Origin of the sequence: Methylomarinovum caldicuralii (genome assembly GCF_033126985.1) — a bacterium.
In the GTDB taxonomy this organism is placed as follows: Bacteria; Pseudomonadota; Gammaproteobacteria; order Methylococcales; family Methylothermaceae; genus Methylohalobius; species Methylohalobius caldicuralii.
This window is the reverse complement of sequence record NZ_AP024714.1, coordinates 2,038,201-2,053,888: the sequence shown is the minus strand read 5'-3', so window position 1 is coordinate 2,053,888 and position 15,688 is coordinate 2,038,201. Positions and strand designations below refer to the sequence as shown.

General features: G+C 64.4%; 14 protein-coding genes. 8 read left to right on the top strand and 6 right to left on the bottom strand.

Going from position 1 to position 15,688, the window contains the following annotated elements; genetic code table 11:
- The first annotated feature begins 3 nt into the window (after positions 1 to 3).
- Positions 4 to 2,148 carry an AMP-binding protein gene (locus MCIT9_RS10460; RefSeq protein ID WP_317704831.1) on the top strand — a complete coding sequence of 715 codons (2,145 nt, stop codon included), beginning with the start codon at positions 4 to 6 and terminating at the stop codon, positions 2,146 to 2,148.
- Here MCIT9_RS10460 and gspD read toward each other — a convergent pair.
- From gspD to MCIT9_RS10440, 4 genes are read right to left on the bottom strand one after another with little or no spacing between them, the layout of a single operon-like run.
- Positions 2,137 to 4,275 carry a type II secretion system secretin GspD gene (gene gspD / locus MCIT9_RS10455; protein ID WP_317704830.1) on the bottom strand — a complete coding sequence of 713 codons (2,139 nt, stop codon included), beginning with the start codon at positions 4,273 to 4,275 and terminating at the stop codon, positions 2,137 to 2,139. The genes MCIT9_RS10460 and gspD overlap by 12 nt on opposite strands.
- Positions 4,272 to 4,880, bottom strand: coding sequence for a hypothetical protein (locus MCIT9_RS10450; RefSeq protein ID WP_317704829.1), 609 nt, complete (start codon positions 4,878 to 4,880; stop codon positions 4,272 to 4,274). The genes gspD and MCIT9_RS10450 overlap by 4 nt, the downstream gene beginning before the upstream one ends.
- Entirely contained in the window at positions 4,877 to 5,482 is a 606-nt protein-coding gene (gene gspM / locus MCIT9_RS10445; protein ID WP_317704828.1) for a type II secretion system protein GspM, read from the bottom strand. The genes MCIT9_RS10450 and gspM overlap by 4 nt, the downstream gene beginning before the upstream one ends.
- Positions 5,445 to 6,509: a PilN domain-containing protein gene (locus tag MCIT9_RS10440; RefSeq protein ID WP_317704827.1), complete on the bottom strand. Its 1,065-nt coding sequence runs from the start codon at positions 6,507 to 6,509 to the stop codon at positions 5,445 to 5,447. Before MCIT9_RS10440 ends, gspM begins: the two co-directional genes overlap by 38 nt.
- 79 nt (positions 6,510 to 6,588) lie before the next feature.
- Here MCIT9_RS10440 and MCIT9_RS10435 point away from each other — a divergent pair, with 79 nt between their 5' ends.
- Complete coding sequence (locus MCIT9_RS10435; RefSeq protein WP_317704826.1) at positions 6,589 to 7,848, top strand: dicarboxylate/amino acid:cation symporter; 1,260 nt, start codon at positions 6,589 to 6,591, stop codon at positions 7,846 to 7,848.
- Here the strand turns inward: MCIT9_RS10435 and MCIT9_RS10430 are convergent.
- Both MCIT9_RS10430 and glgX read right to left on the bottom strand, forming a co-directional pair.
- Positions 7,821 to 8,261 (bottom strand): DUF5658 family protein, encoded by a 441-nt coding sequence (locus MCIT9_RS10430; RefSeq protein WP_317704825.1) that lies wholly within the window; start codon positions 8,259 to 8,261, stop codon positions 7,821 to 7,823. The genes MCIT9_RS10435 and MCIT9_RS10430 overlap by 28 nt on opposite strands.
- Complete coding sequence (gene glgX, locus MCIT9_RS10425) at positions 8,258 to 10,381, bottom strand: glycogen debranching protein GlgX (protein ID WP_317704824.1); 2,124 nt, start codon at positions 10,379 to 10,381, stop codon at positions 8,258 to 8,260. Before glgX ends, MCIT9_RS10430 begins: the two co-directional genes overlap by 4 nt.
- Positions 10,382 to 10,487: 106 nt before the next feature.
- On the opposite strand from glgX, the gene metG reads away from it, so the two are divergent.
- From metG to rpoZ, 6 genes are read left to right on the top strand one after another with little or no spacing between them, the layout of a single operon-like run.
- Positions 10,488 to 12,506, top strand: coding sequence for a methionine--tRNA ligase (metG, locus tag MCIT9_RS10420; RefSeq protein ID WP_317704823.1), 2,019 nt, complete (start codon positions 10,488 to 10,490; stop codon positions 12,504 to 12,506).
- A gap of 4 nt (positions 12,507 to 12,510) precedes the next feature.
- Positions 12,511 to 12,882 (top strand): RnfABCDGE type electron transport complex subunit B, encoded by a 372-nt coding sequence (locus MCIT9_RS10415; RefSeq protein ID WP_317704822.1) that lies wholly within the window; start codon positions 12,511 to 12,513, stop codon positions 12,880 to 12,882.
- Positions 12,879 to 13,541: an endonuclease III gene (nth, locus tag MCIT9_RS10410; RefSeq protein WP_317704821.1), complete on the top strand. Its 663-nt coding sequence runs from the start codon at positions 12,879 to 12,881 to the stop codon at positions 13,539 to 13,541. The genes MCIT9_RS10415 and nth overlap by 4 nt, the downstream gene beginning before the upstream one ends.
- Before the next feature lie 45 nt (positions 13,542 to 13,586).
- The gene (locus tag MCIT9_RS10405; protein ID WP_317704820.1) at positions 13,587 to 14,147 is read left to right on the top strand and encodes a thioredoxin family protein; all 561 of its coding nucleotides are present in this window, start codon (positions 13,587 to 13,589) and stop codon (positions 14,145 to 14,147) included.
- Positions 14,148 to 14,199: 52 nt separating this feature from the next.
- The gene (locus tag MCIT9_RS10400) at positions 14,200 to 15,381 is read left to right on the top strand and encodes a phosphoglycerate kinase (protein ID WP_317704819.1); all 1,182 of its coding nucleotides are present in this window, start codon (positions 14,200 to 14,202) and stop codon (positions 15,379 to 15,381) included.
- A 48-nt stretch (positions 15,382 to 15,429) separates the two neighbouring features.
- Positions 15,430 to 15,687 carry a DNA-directed RNA polymerase subunit omega gene (gene rpoZ / locus MCIT9_RS10395; protein WP_317704818.1) on the top strand — a complete coding sequence of 86 codons (258 nt, stop codon included), beginning with the start codon at positions 15,430 to 15,432 and terminating at the stop codon, positions 15,685 to 15,687.
- Position 15,688: the final 1 nt, after the last annotated feature.

The following is a 15,688-nucleotide window of genomic DNA, read 5'->3' as shown; positions in this document are numbered from 1 at the left end:
GCGATGCTGAGAGCCGTCGTCCGTCTGTTGCTGCGTCTTTGCTACCGTCTCCGCATCGAGGGGCTGGAACAGCTGCAGCGCCTTGAAGGGCCGGTGCTGATCGTCGCTAACCACCAGTCGTTTCTCGATCCGGTCATCCTCTGGGCCTTCCTGCCCGCCGGGCTGACGTTCGCCATCAACACCCACATCGCCCGCCTGTGGTGGGTGCGGCCGTTTCTGCGCTTCGCTGAGGTGGTACCGCTCGACCCGCTGCAACCGGCCTCTCTCAAGACCCTGATCCGGCGGTTGCAGGCGGGCCGGCGCATCGTCATCTTTCCCGAGGGGCGCATCACCACCACCGGGGCGTTGATGAAAATCTACGAAGGCCCGGGGCTCATCGCCGACCACGCCGGCGCGGCGGTGGTGCCGGTCCGCATCGACGGGGCCCAGTATTCGCCCTTCTCCCGTCTCGACTGCCGCTTTCCCCGGCGCTGGTTTCCCCGCATCCGCGTGGTGGTGCGGCCGCCCCGGGACATCCGCCCGCCGGAAGAAATCAAAGGCATCGCCCGCCGCCGCCGGGCCGGCGAAAATCTGGCGGCGTTGATGCGCGAGACGATGTTCGCCGCCACCCCCTGTGATCGCACCCTGCTGGAGGCGGTCTGGGACGCCCGCCGCACGGTGGGGACGAGGCGGATGGTGATCGAGGACATTGAGCGGCGGCCGCTCGGCTATCACGGTCTGCTCACCCGGGTGCAGGTTATGGCCGTGTTGCTGCAGCGGCACCTGCGCCATCAGGGACCTGTCGGGGTGCTGCTGCCGAGCGGCATCGCCGCGGTTGTCGCGGTGCTGGCGCTGCAGAAGCACGGCCGGCTGCCGGCGATGCTCAATTATACCGCCGGTCCCGCCGGTCTGGCCGGCGCCTGCCGCACCGGCACGATCCGGGAGGTGGTGACCGCGCGCCGTTTCGTCGAGCTTGCGGGGCTTTCCAAAGAGGTCGCGGCCCTCGAGGCGGCGGGCATCGCCGTCCATTATCTGGAGGACTGGCGGGAGGGGGTGGCCGCCTTCGACAAATGGGCGGCCTGGGCCGCCGCCTGGTTCGGTCGTTCCTTCCGCAGCCGGCCGGGGGCGGCGGCCGAGCCTGCAGTCATGCTGTTCACTTCCGGTTCCGAGGGGGCGCCCAAGGCGGTACTGCTGTCCCACCGCAATCTGCTGGCCAACTGCGCCCAGCTGGCGGCGGTGCTCGATTTCAATCCCACCGACACGGTCCTCAACGTGCTGCCGTTGTTCCACGTCTTTGGCCTGGGGCCTGGGACGCTGCTGCCGCTGGTGTTCGGCATCCGCACGTTCCTCTATCCCAATCCCCTGCATTACAAGGTGATTCCGGAGCTGGCCTACGAGAGCAACGCCACGGTGTTGTTCGGCACCAGCACCTTCCTTCAGGGCTACGGTCGACACGCCCACCCATACGACTTTCATACCCTGCGCTACGTCTTCGCCGGTGCGGAAAAGCTCCAGGAGGAGGTGCGCCGGCTGTGGCTGGAGAAATTCGGCCTGCGGATTCTGGAAGGGTACGGCGCCACCGAAACCAGCCCGGTACTGGCGGTCAACACCCCCATGTATTACCGCGGTGGCACCGTGGGCCGCTTCCTGCCGGGGATCGAATGGCGTCTGGAACCGGTGGAAGGTCTGGCGCAGGGCGGCCGCCTGCACGTGCGCGGACCCAACGTCATGCTAGGCTACTGGCTGCCGGAGCGGCCCGGTGAACTGGTGCCGCCGTCCTCGGGTTTCGGTGCAGGCTGGTACGACACCGGCGACGTGGCGACCGTGGACGACGACGGTTTCGTAACCCTGGCGGGGCGGCTGAAACGCTTCGCCAAGGTGGGCGGAGAGATGGTGCCCTTGAACGGCGTCGAGTCCCTGGCCGCCCAACTGTGGCCGGAGCATCGCCATGCCGCCGTGGCGGTGGCCGATGCCCGGCGCGGCGAGGCGGTGGTGCTGGTGACCGAATGTCAAAGTGCCAGCCTGGAAGCGCTGCAGACCCATGCCCGCGAGCAGGGCATCCCGGAGCTGTGGCTGCCGCGGCGGATCGTCACCTGCGCGGCGCTGCCGCTGCTGGGAAGCGGCAAGCTCGATTACCGCCGTATCCAGCAGCAGGTGTCAGCCGGCTGAGCCGGGCTTTGCCGCCGGGGTTGCCGGCTCCGGTTCCCGGCGCGGTTGCGACGGTTGCTTGAGGTATTCCTCCGGGGTCTGATACAGCTCCTTGAGGCGCAGACGGAATTCGTTGGTGACGGCGAAGGCGTCGCGCCGGTTCTCCACCACCCGGGGGGTGATCAGGACCACCAGCTCGGTGCGGTTGATGTTTTCCGTGGTGGTGCCGAACAGATGGCCGATGAGCGGCAGCTTGTAGAGGAAGGGAATGCCGCTGCGGCTTTTGTTGCGATTGTCCTTGATCAGTCCGCCCAGAACCAGGGTGTCCCCGTTCTTGACCGCCACGGTGCTCTTGATCTGGCGCTGGATAATATTGGGATTGGGGCTGCCTTCCAGCCGCCGGCCGATGTCGTCCACTTTCTGATCCAGTTCCATGATGACCAGTCCGCCGGTATTGACCCGGGGTTTGATCTTGAGCTGGACGCCGGTGTCGCGTTGTTGGAAAGTGGCGGTGATGATGGGGTTGTTGCCGCTGGTGGCGGTGTTGGTGGCCTGGGAGGTCTGCAGGGAAATCTGCTCGCCGACGGTGATGGTGGCCTCGTGGTTGTTGAGGACCATCAAGGACGGGGAAGAGATGACGTTAAGCTTACCCTTCTCGGCGGCCGCCTTGAGAATGATGCCGATGTCCTGGGATTTGCTCTGCCATACGTAGCTGAAGCCCGGCGCCAGCGAATTGAGCAGGGCAGTCTTGGCGGCATCGCCAAGGTTGAGGCCGTTTGAGCTGAAACCGGCGGTACTATGCTGTTTGGGCAGCTTGTTCTGGGCGAACCATTCCAGCCCGTATTGCAGGTCATCGGTCAGGGTCACCTCGATGATGGAGGCATCGATCAATACCTGCAATGGCAGCCGGTCCAAATCCTTGATGACCTTTTCGATTTCCCGGTACTGCTCCTGGCTGGCGATGATGATCAGGGCGTTGTTGGGCTCGTCGGCGATGATGCGCAGCGGGGTCTGGGTGCGGCGGGCGGTGGTCTGCGGCCGGCTGCGCCCCTTGAGGGTGACTTTCCTGCGGCCGGGGGCCACTTGGGTTTTCGGCGCCTGGGTGTTGCCGGTGAAGATCTGGTTCAGGGTTTCGGCCAGCTTTTTGGCGTCCACGTTCTGGGCCCGGTAGACGTGGACCGAACCGGCTTCCTCGGACACCGCCCGGTCGAGGCGGTTAATCCAGGTCTGGGCCAGCTGCAGGTATTCCGGTTGCCGGGTGATGACCATCAGGGCATTGAGGCGGTCGATTGGGATCAGCCGCAGGATGGAATCGTCCTCCAAGACCTTTTTTCCCAGGACGGATTCCAGATCGGCGCGCAACGTTTCGGCATCCAGGTTGTGGAGCGGGAACAGCCCCACCGACATGCCCTTGAGGAAATTGACGTCGAAGGTGCGGACGACCTCGTCGGCGGCGGTCAGCTCGTCGCTGGTGCCGGCCACCAGCAGCAGATTGCGGACCGGATCCGCATACAGCAGGGCCTTGGGGCTGAGCAGCGGCGGCAGGATCTTTTCGAGCGATTTCACCCCGATGTAGCGCAAGGGATAGATCCGCACCTGGAAGCCCGGGGGCAGGGTGCGCCCGGCAACGGACAGGGGCGCGCCTTTGGAAGCCTCGGCCAGCGGTCCGATCCAATAGAAGTCCCCCTTTTTAACCAGGGCCAGGCCGTTCATGCGTAGCACCAGTTCCAAGGCTGGGAGCACTTCTTCCCGGTTCAGGGGGCGGGTGGTCTGCAGGGTGATCTTGCCCGCCGCCCTGGGGCTGAGAACGTAGTTGGTCTTGAGAATGTCCCCCAGAATGACCTTGGCGACCTCCCCCAGGTCGGCATCGTCGAAATTGAGGGTGTAGTTGCCCGGTTTACGGGGCGGGCGCGGCTGACTCGGCGGTCGGATCGTCTGTCCCGTTCCCAGGGTGATTTCCGCCTCCTGCAGCGCCGGCTTCGCCGGCGGGGCGGTTTCCCCGGCCGCCTGCTCGGGTTCCTGCGGCGGAGGCGGTACCTCGAGCAGTTTCAGGGGCAGTTTTTCTCCGGGGCGCTGGGTCAAAGCGCCGCAGGCGCTCAGTGCGCCGATCAGGGTCAGAGCGGTGATGGATTTGGCGTGACGGATCACGGTGACTTCTTCCCTGGTTTTTGGTGGTTCGTGAACGGGTTGGCGAACGGATTGCGGGGACTTGGTTTTGTTTGCCTCGGCTGGGAAACCCTGCGCCTGGGGGCTTTGCGGGGTTTGACCAGCTTGAGCGTGTGCGCCTGGCCGTTCTGGGTCAGGATGACGTGGTCGGTCTCAATGCGCTGCAGGCGCCAGCCGCCGATGGTTTCGTCAGGGTGCAGGCGCACGACCTTTCCCTGCTTGTCGCGCAGCAGGATCAGGCGGGTTTCCGGGGTTTCCAGGATACCGATCAGCTCGACCTCGGGCGGCGGTCCTTTGGCGGCGGCAGGTTCCGGCTTGGGTTCGTCGGCGCTTTCCTCCGCGACCGGACGGCGGCCTTCGAGAAACAGCGGGCGGGAGACGAAAGCCGACTCCGCAGACAACGGCGGCAACCGGAATTCCTGCGCCGGTTCCGCCGCCGACGCCTCCGGCTGGGGCGTCTCGATACCCGGCTGGGGTTGGGCAAGCGTGCGGCGCAGGTGCGCGTATTCCGCGGCAACGAGCATCGCCATTCCCAGACACGCCGTTCCCAGGGCGAGCGTCGGCCAGTGTTTGCGGTGGAGGATCATGAGGGCTGGGTTTTCATGTAGCCGTAGACGGTCAGATCCACGTTGAGCTTGTCGACCGGAATGAATTTGCGGGTTTTGGGATCGCGCCGGACACGGATGGGGCGGACGGTCAGGCGGTCGACGAGAAGGTAGGGCGGATTGGCTTCGATTTCCTGCAGGATCTCCTGCAACTGGCGGCTGGAGACGGTGAAGCGGGCCCGCACCGAGATTCGGGTAAAGCCGTCTTCTTCCTTGGTTCCCAGCACCTGGGTGCTGGTGAGCTCTCCGCCTGCGGCGCGCACGATTTCCCCCAAGCGTTTCTGCAACTCGGCCGACGCCAGGGCCGGGGTGGCGCCCTGGAGATAGTGGCGCCGGGTGGCCGGATCCTGTTGCAGCGCCTGCAGTTGTTGTTCCCACAAGGGGGCTTTGGCGGCGGTCCGTTGCAGCCGCTGCAACTGGAAGCGCAGGTCTTCGATCCGCTCCCGGTTGTCCACGAGAATCTTCAGATAGGGGGCGATGACAAGCCCATAGAGCAGCACCAGCGGCAGCAACAACAGCAGCACCGCAAGGACGCGCTGCCCCGTCTCATTCAGATTTGGATTCAGGCGTTTTGTCGGGCCCATGATGGACATCCATGCTGATGCGGAACCGTTCCAGACCGCTGCGGCGGTCCTGGGTGATGGGAGAGATGAAATGCACGTTGTCGAAGTAGGGGGAATCTTCCAGCAGTTTTACCAGTTTGGAAGCGGCGGGGGACTGGCCGTCGATGTGCAGCTGGCCGTCCCGATACCGCAATTGAGTCAGCCAGGTGTCATCCGGCAGGCGGCGGCTCAGGTCCTCCAGCAGTTGCGTCAGGGCCGGGGTCTGAAGCTTCTTGTCCACCAGGAAACGGCTCTGGCGTTTCAGTTCCGTCAGGCGCTGCTGGATGTCGGTGGCGCGGATGGCGGCCTTGCGGGCTTTGGCGACCTGCCGTTCCAGGATATCGATCTGACGCTGCTGGAACAGGACGGGAAGCAGCAGGGCGGCGGCGATCAGGGCCAACAGCAAGGCGCCGAGCGCCAGATTCAGATACCGTGACCAGCGCGGGCGCTGATCGCTTCGGCCTTCGGGCAGCAGGGCAAGCCCGGTCCTGGGCCGGCCGTGGTCGAGAACGGCGATGTCGTCGATATTCAGGCCGGCCTCCCCGGCCAGGGCCAGCAGCGGGTCGAGTACCTGCCGGGGAACGACGATCAGCTCGACGACGATTTTGGCGTTGGCCTGTTCGACGATGCGGGTGTCGAAATGGACCTGATCGGCTGCAAAGGGGGTGTGGCGGTCGATTTCGAAGCGGATGACCTGGTTCAGATTCTTGCGTGCCGCCGCCGGCAGGACCGTGCGCCGCAGCAGGCATTGTCCCGGCTGCAGCAGCAGGCTGTATCTCCCTTCCGCATCGGCCTTGCCGTCGTGGGCGACCGGCTGCAAGGGCCGGTCGTCCCCGGTCTGGCGCAGGATTTCCATTTCCCCTTCCAGCGTGAAGGTGATGAAATAACGTTCCGCCTTTGGCCAGCGGCGCCGCAGGGTTTCCGGGATCAGTGCCGCCAGCTGCTGGCGCCACCAGTGCCAGAAACGCTGCAGGCTCGGCGGGAAGGCGAAAGAGGCGATCAAAAGCATGCTGTGGGGGGAATTGCCGTCCGCGGAAGATGGATCCGTAAACCGTTCATTATAGATAACCTGGCGGAATGGAGCGAAGATGTCGAACAAAAAGAATCATCTGACCCTGTGGATTTTCATCGCCATCGTCCTCGGGGTCCTGCTGGGGCTGGGGCGACCCCACTGGGCGGTGGGTTTTGCCGTCGGCGGGGAGATCTTTCTGCGTCTGCTGAAGATGCTGGTGGTGCCGCTGGTGATGACCAGCGTCATGACCGGGATCCTCGGTCTCGGGGACGTGCGCCGGCTGGGCAGGCCGGGCGCGGTGTCCATCGGTTATTACCTGACCACCACGGTGCTGGCGGTGATCGTCGGCATCGTTCTGGTCAATGCCTTCGAGCCCGGCGCCGGCGCCCCGCCGCCGGATGCGACGCTGTTGGAATCGGCCCGGGTGGCGAACAAGGAAATGAGCCTCGGCGCCATCGTCGAGCACATGGTGCTGATGCTGGTGACCGACAACGTGATCAAGGCGATGGCGGAGATGCAACTTCTGCCTTTGATCGTCTTTTCCATGCTGTTCGCCGGCACCCTGACCATTCTGGGTCCGAGGGCCGAAGCCGTCAGCCGCTTCATCGTCCAGCTGAACGAAGCCTTCCTGGCGCTCATCCTCGGGATCATGACGCTGGCGCCGTTGGGGATCTTCTGTCTGGTGACCGCCCGTTTCGGTGAGGCCCAGTTGCACGGCGCCTTCCTGCAGACCCTGCAGCAGACCGGCAAATACATGGGCACTGTGCTCATGGGGCTGGCCTTTCACGCCTTCGTGACGCTGGCGCTGCTGCTGTGGATCTTTGCCCGCCGCTCCCCCTGGCGCTTTCTGGGGGCGATGTCGCCGGCGTTGCTGACGGCCTTTTCCACCGCCAGTTCCTCGGCCACGCTGCCGGTGACCCTGGAGGCGGCGGTGGACCGGGGCGGGGTGCGGCCGGAGGCGGCCGAATTCGTCATTCCCCTGGGGGCGACCATCAACATGGACGGCACCGCCCTGTACGAGGCGGTGGCGGCGATCTACATCGCCCAGGTGCTGGGCGTGGATCTGAGCCTGATGCAACAGGTCACCGTGGCGCTGACCGCCACCCTGGCGGCCATCGGTGCCGCCGGCATTCCCGAGGCGGGGCTGGTGACCATGGTGATCGTGCTCAGCGCGGTGGGGCTGCCGACCGAATACATCGGCATTCTGCTGTCGGTGGACTGGCTCCTGGACCGCTTCCGCACCGCGGTCAACGTCTGGGGCGACAGCGTCGGTTGCGCCATCGTCGAGCGGGTGTTGCCGGTTCCGGCTCAGGCCGACAGCAGCCACCACTCGTAGCCGATCAGCAGAGCATAGGCGCCAAACAGCAACGGCAGGAAGGATGCCACCGGCCGGTGCAGCAGGCGATGGCGGTGATGCAGCAGGATGAAAATCACCGCCAGGCTGGTGCCGAGATATTTGACGTAGAAAAACGAATAGGTGCCCAGTTCGAGCAGCAGGCGCATCAAGGGATTGATCTCGATGCCGCCCCGGGCCAGGATCAGCAGCGTCAGGATCGCGTCGAGGGCGCAGGCGGCGACGATCCCCAGGCTCCACAGCAGCAGCCAGTGGTCTTCATAGTAATCGACATAATGGGGACGGTTTTGCTCTGCGGCACGTCGTGGCCCCCGGCGCCGTCCCCGTATCAGGGCGTACCAGAAAGTGCGCCAGCCAGGCTGGCGTCGTTCCCGTTGGCGGCGGCGGTCGATCATTTTCTCCTCCGGGCTCTCCCCGCCTTTGCCCGCGCCACCAGCACGTACAGACTGCGTCCGATCAACGTCAGCTGATCCTGCCTCCTGAGCTTCTTTTCCTTGCCCACGGCGGCTATGTCTTCCGGTGGTGCGGCCGCGGTATCCACCGCCACGTGCCAGCATTGCCCCGGCGGCGGGGGCGGGAGGTGGAAAGAGACGGCTTCCGGGGCGGCGTTGAACAGCAGGCACAGCTGGGGTTCTTCGGGATCGAGGGGATGGATCGCCGCCCCCAGGGCCCGCCCCGTGCGCCAGTCCGGCGGTGAACCGTGGAGGCCGAACCATTCGATTTCCTCGGATTGGTAGAAATCCCCCTTGCGCAGGACCGGGTGGGCCCGGCGGAAGCGGATCAGTCGGCTGACGAAGCGCACCAGCTGGCGGTTCCGCTTCATCAGACGCCAGTCGTACCAGGAGATCTCGTTGTCCTGGCAGTAGGCATTGTTGTTGCCCCGTTGGGTGCGGCGGAACTCGTCCCCGCCCAGCAGCATCGGTACGCCGCGGGAGAGGAACAGGGTAGCGAGGAAATTTTTGATCTGCCGCAGGCGGACCGCCTCGATTTCGGGATCGTCGCTGGGGCCCTCGACGCCGTAATTGCAGGTGTAATTCTCGTTGGTCCCGTCGCGGTTGTCCTCGCCATTGGCCTCGTTGTGCTTGTGTTCGTAGCTGACAAGGTCGTTGAGAGTGAAGCCGTCGTGGCTGGTGACGAAGTTGATGCTGTTGAGCGGGGTCTTGCCGCTGTGCTGGTACAGGTCGGCGCTGCCGCACAGGCGGGTGGCGAACGGCCCTATCATGCCGTCGTCGCCGCGCCAGTAGCGGCGCACGTCGTCGCGGTATTGGCCGTTCCATTCCGACCAGCGTTCGCCCGGAAAGAAGCCCACCTGATAGGCGCCGCCCGCGTCCCAGGCCTCGGCGATGAGCTTGACGCTGCCCAGGATCGGATCCTCGGCGATGGATTCCAGCAGCGGCGGATTGGGCACCAGCTTCCCGCTGCGGTCGCGTCCGAGGATCGAGGCCAGGTCGAAGCGGAAGCCGTCCACGTGCATCTCGGTGACCCAGTAACGTAGGCATTCGAGGATGTAGCTGCGCACCACCGGATGATTGCAGTTGAAGGTGTTGCCGCAGCCGGAGTAGTTGAGATAGCGGCTTTTGTCGTGTTCGTCGAGCAGGTAGTAGATGCTGTTGTCCAGCCCCTTGAAGTTGAGGGTCGGGCCGTGTTCGTTGCCCTCGGCGGTGTGGTTGAAGACCACGTCGAGGATGACTTCGATGCCGGCCTCGTGGAGGGCCTTGACCATGGCCTTGAACTCGGTGATCTGGGCGTCGATGCTGCGGCCGGTGCTGTACTGGGCGTGGGGGGCGAAGAAGGCCACGGTACTGTAACCCCAGTAGTTGACCAGCGGTTCGCCGGTGAGGGGGTTTTTGCGGTCCAGTTCGTGGGGGTTGAACTGATGCACCGGCATCAGCTCCAGGGTGGTGATCCCCAGTTCTTTGAAATAGGGAATCTTCTCGATCACGCCCAGATAGGTGCCGGGGTAGTGGGCGCAGGAGGAAGGGTGGATGGTCAGGCCGCGCACGTGGGTTTCGTAGATGACGGTTTCCGACCAGGGGATCTTGGGATGACGGTCACCGTTCCAGTCGAATTCCCGCTCGCTTGGGACCAGCCCTTTGACCCGGTACTGCGCCTTGGGGATCGGCTCGCCGGGATGCTCCTCCAGCCAGCGGTCGCAAAGCATGGCAAAGTCCCAATGCTCGACGCCGGTCAGGGCGGTGGCGTAAGGGTCGAGCAGGGCGCGCTGGGGATTGAAACGGTGGCCTTCGTGGGGGGCGAAGGGGCCGTCGGCCTGGAATACGTAGGTCAGCCCCGGGCGGGCGCCGTGAACGTAGACGTGCCAGATGTCGCCGGTACGATGGGTGACAGGATCCAGTTCGAAGCACCAGGTGGGCTCCAGCACCGCCGGATCGTCGAACAACAGCAGCCACATGCGGGTGGCGTGGCGGCTGAAGACGGCGAAGTTCATGCCGCCGTCGAAGCCGTGGACACCGAGCGGCAAAGGACGCCCCCGGCTGATCGTCAAGGCCGTTTCCATAAACTTCAAGTCTAGTCCAAGGGGCGAAATACTTTACCACCAAACTGGGTTAGAATAATTTGCTTTCCTTGAAGATCACGAGCCATATCCCACGGAGAGGAGTCCCATGCCAGGCCGCAACCTGCTCGTCACCGGCGCCCTGCCGTATGCCAACGGCCCCATCCATCTGGGCCATCTGGTGGAATACATCCAGACCGACATCTGGGTCCGCTTCCAGAAGCTGCGGGGCAACACCTGCTGGTACGTCTGCGCCGACGACGCCCACGGCACGCCGATCATGCTCAAGGCCCAGGAGGAGGGGATCACCTCGGAGGATCTGGTCGAGCGCATCGGCCGCGAGCACCGCGCCGATTTTGCCGGCTTCGAGATCGGCTTCGACTGCTACCACAGCACCCATTCGCCGGAGAACCGAGAGCTGGCCGCGGAAATCTACCGTCGCCTGAAGGCGAAGGGCTACATCGAGGCCCGCACCATCACCCAACTCTACGATCCGGTCAGGCGGATGTTCCTGCCGGACCGGTTCATCAAGGGCGAGTGCCCCCGGTGTGGCGCCAAGGACCAGTACGGGGACAACTGCGAGGTGTGCGGCGCCACCTATTCCCCCACCGAGCTGAAGAACCCGGTTTCCGCCGTTTCCGGAGCGACGCCGGTGGAGAAGGAGACCGAACATTTCTTCTTCAAGCTGTCGGCTTTCGCGTCCTTTCTCAGGGAATGGGTCCATCAGCCCGGCCACCTGCAGCCGGAAGTGGCCCACAAGGTGGACGAGTGGCTGCAGAGCGGCCTCAAGGACTGGGACATCACCCGCGACGCCCCGTACTTCGGTTTCGAGATTCCTGACGCCCCCGGCAAGTATTTCTACGTCTGGCTCGACGCCCCCATCGGCTACATGGCCAGTTTCAAACGCCTGTGCCGGGAAAAGGGCCTGGATTTCGACGCCTGGTGGGGGCCGGACAGCGATGCCGAGCTGTATCACTTCATCGGCAAGGACATCGTCTATTTCCACGCCCTGTTCTGGCCGGCGATGCTCCACGGGGCCGGTTTCCGCACGCCCACCGCCATCTACGCCCACGGCTTCCTCACCGTCAACGGCGAAAAGATGTCCAAGTCCCGCGGCACCTTCATCAAGGCCCGCACCTATCTGGACCACCTTGATCCCCAGTATCTGCGCTACTATTTCGCCGCCAAGCTGGGGCCGGGGGTGGACGACATCAATCTCAACTTCGAGGACTTCACCCAACGGGTCAACGCCGACCTGGTGGGCAAGGTGGTCAACATCGCCTCGCGCTGCGCCGGTTTCATCAAAAAGCGTTTCGACAACCGCCTGGCCGGTTATCTGCCCGATCCCGACCTGTTCGTGCGCTTTCTCGAAGCCGGCGAGGAGATCGCCGCTCTGTACGAAAGGCGCGAGTTCGGCAAGGCCATGCGGGAGATCATGGCCCTAGCCGATGCCGCCAACCAGTTCATCGACGAACACAAGCCCTGGGTCATCGCCAAAGAACCGGGACGGGAGGGCGAACTGCAGGGGATTTGCACCGAGGGGCTCAACCTGTTCCGGATTCTGGCCGTCTATCTCAAGCCGGTCCTGCCCAAACTGGCGCGGGAGGCGGAGGCTTTTCTGGCCATCGAGCCTCAGGACTGGCCCGAGGTGGCGACCCAGCCGCTGCTCGATCACGTCATCTGTGACTTCAAGCCGTTGCTGACCCGCGTCGATCCGGCCAAAATCGAGCAGATGATCGAAGCCTCCCGGGAAAGCCTGGCGCTGGCGCCCCGAGAGGCTTCGGCGGCGGAGCCTGTCGCGCCGGAAATCGAGTTCGCCGATTTCGCCAAGATCGACCTGCGCATCGCCCGCATCGTCAAGGCCGAGCACGTGGAGGGGGCGGAGAAGCTGCTCAAGCTGACCCTGGACCTGGGCGGCGAGACCCGCACCGTATTCGCTGGCATCAAGGCCGCCTACGATCCCAAAACCCTGGAGGGGCGGCTGACGGTGATGGTGGCCAACCTCAAGCCGCGCAAGATGCGCTTCGGGGTGTCCGAAGGCATGGTGCTGGCGGCCGGTCCCGGCGGCAAGGACCTGTACCTGCTGTCGCCGGACGCAGGGGCCGAGCCGGGGATGCGGGTCAAGTGAATCCATGACGGCAACCGGCGGCAAGTTCGCCCGGGTGGCGAAGATCGACGAGGCCCGCTGCATCGGCTGTGCCCGCTGCCTGGAAGCCTGCCCGGTGGACGCCATCGTCGGCGCTCCCAACTGGATGCACACGGTGATCGCCGCCGAATGCATCGGCTGCGGATTGTGCCTGCCGCCGTGCCCGGTGGCGTGCATCGAAATGCTGCCGGCGCCGGAATCCCTCCGCCCGCAGACGGCCGAGGAACGCCGCGCCCGCAGCGAGCAGGCCAAGGCCCGCTACCGGGCGCGCCGGCGGCGTCTCGAGGAGGAAGCGGCCCGGCACCGGGCCAGGCTGGAAGCCAAGAAGGCGGCGCTGAAACGGAGACGGGCGGTTTGAATCAGAAAAAGCGCAGGCTGATTTTCGAACGTCTGGCCAAGGCCATTCCCAATCCCACCACCGAGCTCAAGTACCGCACGCCTTTCGAACTGCTGGTGGCGGTGGTGCTGTCGGCGCAGGCCACCGACAAGAGCGTCAACCGGGCCACCGCGGAATTGTTCAAAGTGGCCGACACGCCCGAGAAGATGCTGGCTCTGGGCGAGGAAGGGCTGAAGCGTTACATTCGTCACATCGGCCTTTACAACACCAAGGCGCGCAATCTCATCGCCCTGTGCCGGCAGCTGCTCGAGAAACACGGCGGCCAGGTGCCGCGGACGCGCCAGGCGCTGGAAGCCCTGCCCGGCGTGGGACGCAAGACCGCCAACGTCATTCTCAACACCCTCTACGGCGAGCCGACCATCGCCGTCGATACCCACATTTTCCGGGTCGCCAACCGCACCGGCCTGGCGCCGGGCAGGACCGTGCGCGAGGTGGAGGAGAAGCTGAACCGCTACACCCCCGAGGAATTCAAGAAAGACGCTCACCATCTGCTGATCCTGCACGGCCGCTACGTGTGTACCGCCCGCAATCCCAAGTGTGACCAATGCGTTATCCGTGACTTGTGCGAATACCCCGAAAAGCGCCTGGAACGGGGCGGAGAGAAGGCGGCAACGGGCTGATTCTGATATGATTTTTCATTAAAAAGACTCAAGAGGAGGTGTGTCATGGCGCTGATGAAAACCCCGCTGTGCGAGTTTGGAAAGCCCTGTCCCGACTTTGCCCTGCCCGGTGTCGACGGCCGGGTCTGGACCCGGGATCAGTGCAAAGGTCCCAACGGCCTGCTGGTGATGTTCATCTGCAACCACTGCCCCTACGTGAAGGCGATCCTCGACATCCTGATCGAGGATTGTCGCGAGATTTCCCGTCACGGCGTCGGTTGCGTGGCCATCAATCCCAACGACACCGAGCGCTATCCGGAGGATTCCTTCGACAACATGAAGCGCATCGCCGCGGAGAAACAGTTCCCGTTCCCCTATCTGCTCGACGAAACCCAGGAGGTCGCCCGGGCCTTCGGCGCCATCTGCACTCCGGATTTCTTCGGCTACAACGCCGAGCTGCAGCTGCAGTACCGCGGCCGCCTGATCGAAGGCGGCAAGGACCCGGTGCCCGGCGCCCGCCACGAACTGCTGGAGGCCATGAAGCAGATCGCCGCCACCGGCCGGGGGCCGGAGGTGCAGTATCCCAGCATGGGCTGTTCCATCAAGTGGAAGCCGGAAAACGCCTGATGGGGGAGCGCCCATTTCCCGTTCATCACTCGTTCATCTGACAGGAGGAAACATGGCCATCAAGAAAATCACCGATTTGAAACTCAAGGGCAAACGGGTGTTGATCCGCGCCGACCTCAACGTGCCGATCAGTGACGGCAAAGTCGCTTCCGATACCCGTATCCGCGCCAGCATTCCCACCATCCGTTACGCCCTGGAACAGGGTGCTGCCTGTGTGATGGTCATGTCCCATCTGGGCCGCCCCAAGGAAGGGGAATACGATCCCCAATATTCCCTGGCGCCAGTGGCGGAACGCATATCCGAACTGATGGGGCTGCCGGTGCGGCTGGTCAAGGACTGGATCGACGGGGTGCAGTGCCAGGCGCCCGGTGAACTGGTCCTGCTGGAGAACGTCCGCTTCCTGAAGGGGGAGAAGGAGAACGATCCGGAACTGGGGAGAAAGATGGCCGCCCTCTGCGACGTCTTCGTGATGGACGCTTTCGGCACCGCCCACCGGGCCCAGGCATCCACCCATGCGGTGGCCCGGTTCGCCCCCGAAGTGTGCGCCGGTTTGCTGCTGGCCAGGGAACTGGAGGCGCTGGCGAAGGCCCTGGAAAATCCCGACCGTCCGTTGCTGGCCATCGTCGGCGGTTCCAAGGTGTCCACCAAGCTGACGGTGCTGGAAACTTTGGCGCAGAAAGTGGATCAATTGATCGTGGGCGGCGGCATCGCCAATACCTTCATCGCCGCTGCCGGCCACCCGGTGGGCAAATCCCTTTACGAGGAGGGTCTGATCCCCGAAGCTAAGTGCCTGATGGAACAGGCCCAAGCCCGCGGCGCCGAGATTCCCATCCCGGTGGACGTGGTGGTGGCCAAGGAATTTTCCGAAGACGCCGAGGCGGTCACCAAGCCGGTGGAGGAAGTGGCCGAGGACGACATGATCCTCGACATCGGTCCCAAGACCGCCGATCTCTATGCCGACAGGATCATGCAGGCGGGCACCATCGTCTGGAACGGGCCGGTCGGGGTGTTCGAGATCGAGCAGTTCAGCCACGGTACCCGCCGCATCGCCGAGGCCATCGCCAAGAGCCCGGCGTTCTCCATCGCCGGCGGCGGCGACACCCTGGCGGCGATCGAGAAGTTCGGCGTCGCCGACGGCATTTCCTACATGTCCACCGGCGGCGGCGCGTTTCTGGAATTCCTTGAGGGCAAGAAACTGCCGGCGGTGGAGATTCTGGAACAACGGGATTGCTAATTTACAACAGATTTGTTATACGGATACAACAGGACTTGAGGAAAATCCATGGCCCGAATCACCGTAGAAGACTGCCTCGACAAGGTCGAAAACCGTTTCGAACTGGTGCTGCTCGCCACCAAGCGGGCCCGCCAGCTGCTCGCCGGCGCCGAACCCCTGGTTCCCTGGGGTGACGACAAGGCCACCGTGGTGGCCCTGCGGGAAATCGCCGCCGGCAAGCTCGACATCGACAAGCTGCGCGAGCTGGACATGAACGGCGGTGTCGATCCGCTGCTGGGGTCGGCGCCGCAGCCGCAAACGGTCTAGG

What these genes read in the sequence shown, in the direction of transcription:
- rpoZ (WP_317704818.1), top strand. Translation starts at nt 15,430, where the DNA reads ATGGCCCGAATCACCGTAGAAGACTGCCTCGACAAGGTCGAAAACCGT.
- gspM (WP_317704828.1), bottom strand. Translation starts at nt 5,482, where the DNA reads ATGGGCCCGACAAAACGCCTGAATCCAAATCTGAATGAGACGGGGCAG.
- glgX (WP_317704824.1), bottom strand. Translation starts at nt 10,381, where the DNA reads ATGGAAACGGCCTTGACGATCAGCCGGGGGCGTCCTTTGCCGCTCGGT.
- MCIT9_RS10405 (WP_317704820.1), top strand. Translation starts at nt 13,587, where the DNA reads ATGGCGCTGATGAAAACCCCGCTGTGCGAGTTTGGAAAGCCCTGTCCC.
- MCIT9_RS10435 (WP_317704826.1), top strand. Translation starts at nt 6,589, where the DNA reads ATGTCGAACAAAAAGAATCATCTGACCCTGTGGATTTTCATCGCCATC.
- MCIT9_RS10440 (WP_317704827.1), bottom strand. Translation starts at nt 6,509, where the DNA reads ATGCTTTTGATCGCCTCTTTCGCCTTCCCGCCGAGCCTGCAGCGTTTC.
- MCIT9_RS10430 (WP_317704825.1), bottom strand. Translation starts at nt 8,261, where the DNA reads ATGATCGACCGCCGCCGCCAACGGGAACGACGCCAGCCTGGCTGGCGC.
- MCIT9_RS10400 (WP_317704819.1), top strand. Translation starts at nt 14,200, where the DNA reads ATGGCCATCAAGAAAATCACCGATTTGAAACTCAAGGGCAAACGGGTG.
- MCIT9_RS10450 (WP_317704829.1), bottom strand. Translation starts at nt 4,880, where the DNA reads ATGATCCTCCACCGCAAACACTGGCCGACGCTCGCCCTGGGAACGGCG.
- metG (WP_317704823.1), top strand. Translation starts at nt 10,488, where the DNA reads ATGCCAGGCCGCAACCTGCTCGTCACCGGCGCCCTGCCGTATGCCAAC.
- MCIT9_RS10460 (WP_317704831.1), top strand. Translation starts at nt 4, where the DNA reads ATGCTGAGAGCCGTCGTCCGTCTGTTGCTGCGTCTTTGCTACCGTCTC.
- MCIT9_RS10415 (WP_317704822.1), top strand. Translation starts at nt 12,511, where the DNA reads ATGACGGCAACCGGCGGCAAGTTCGCCCGGGTGGCGAAGATCGACGAG.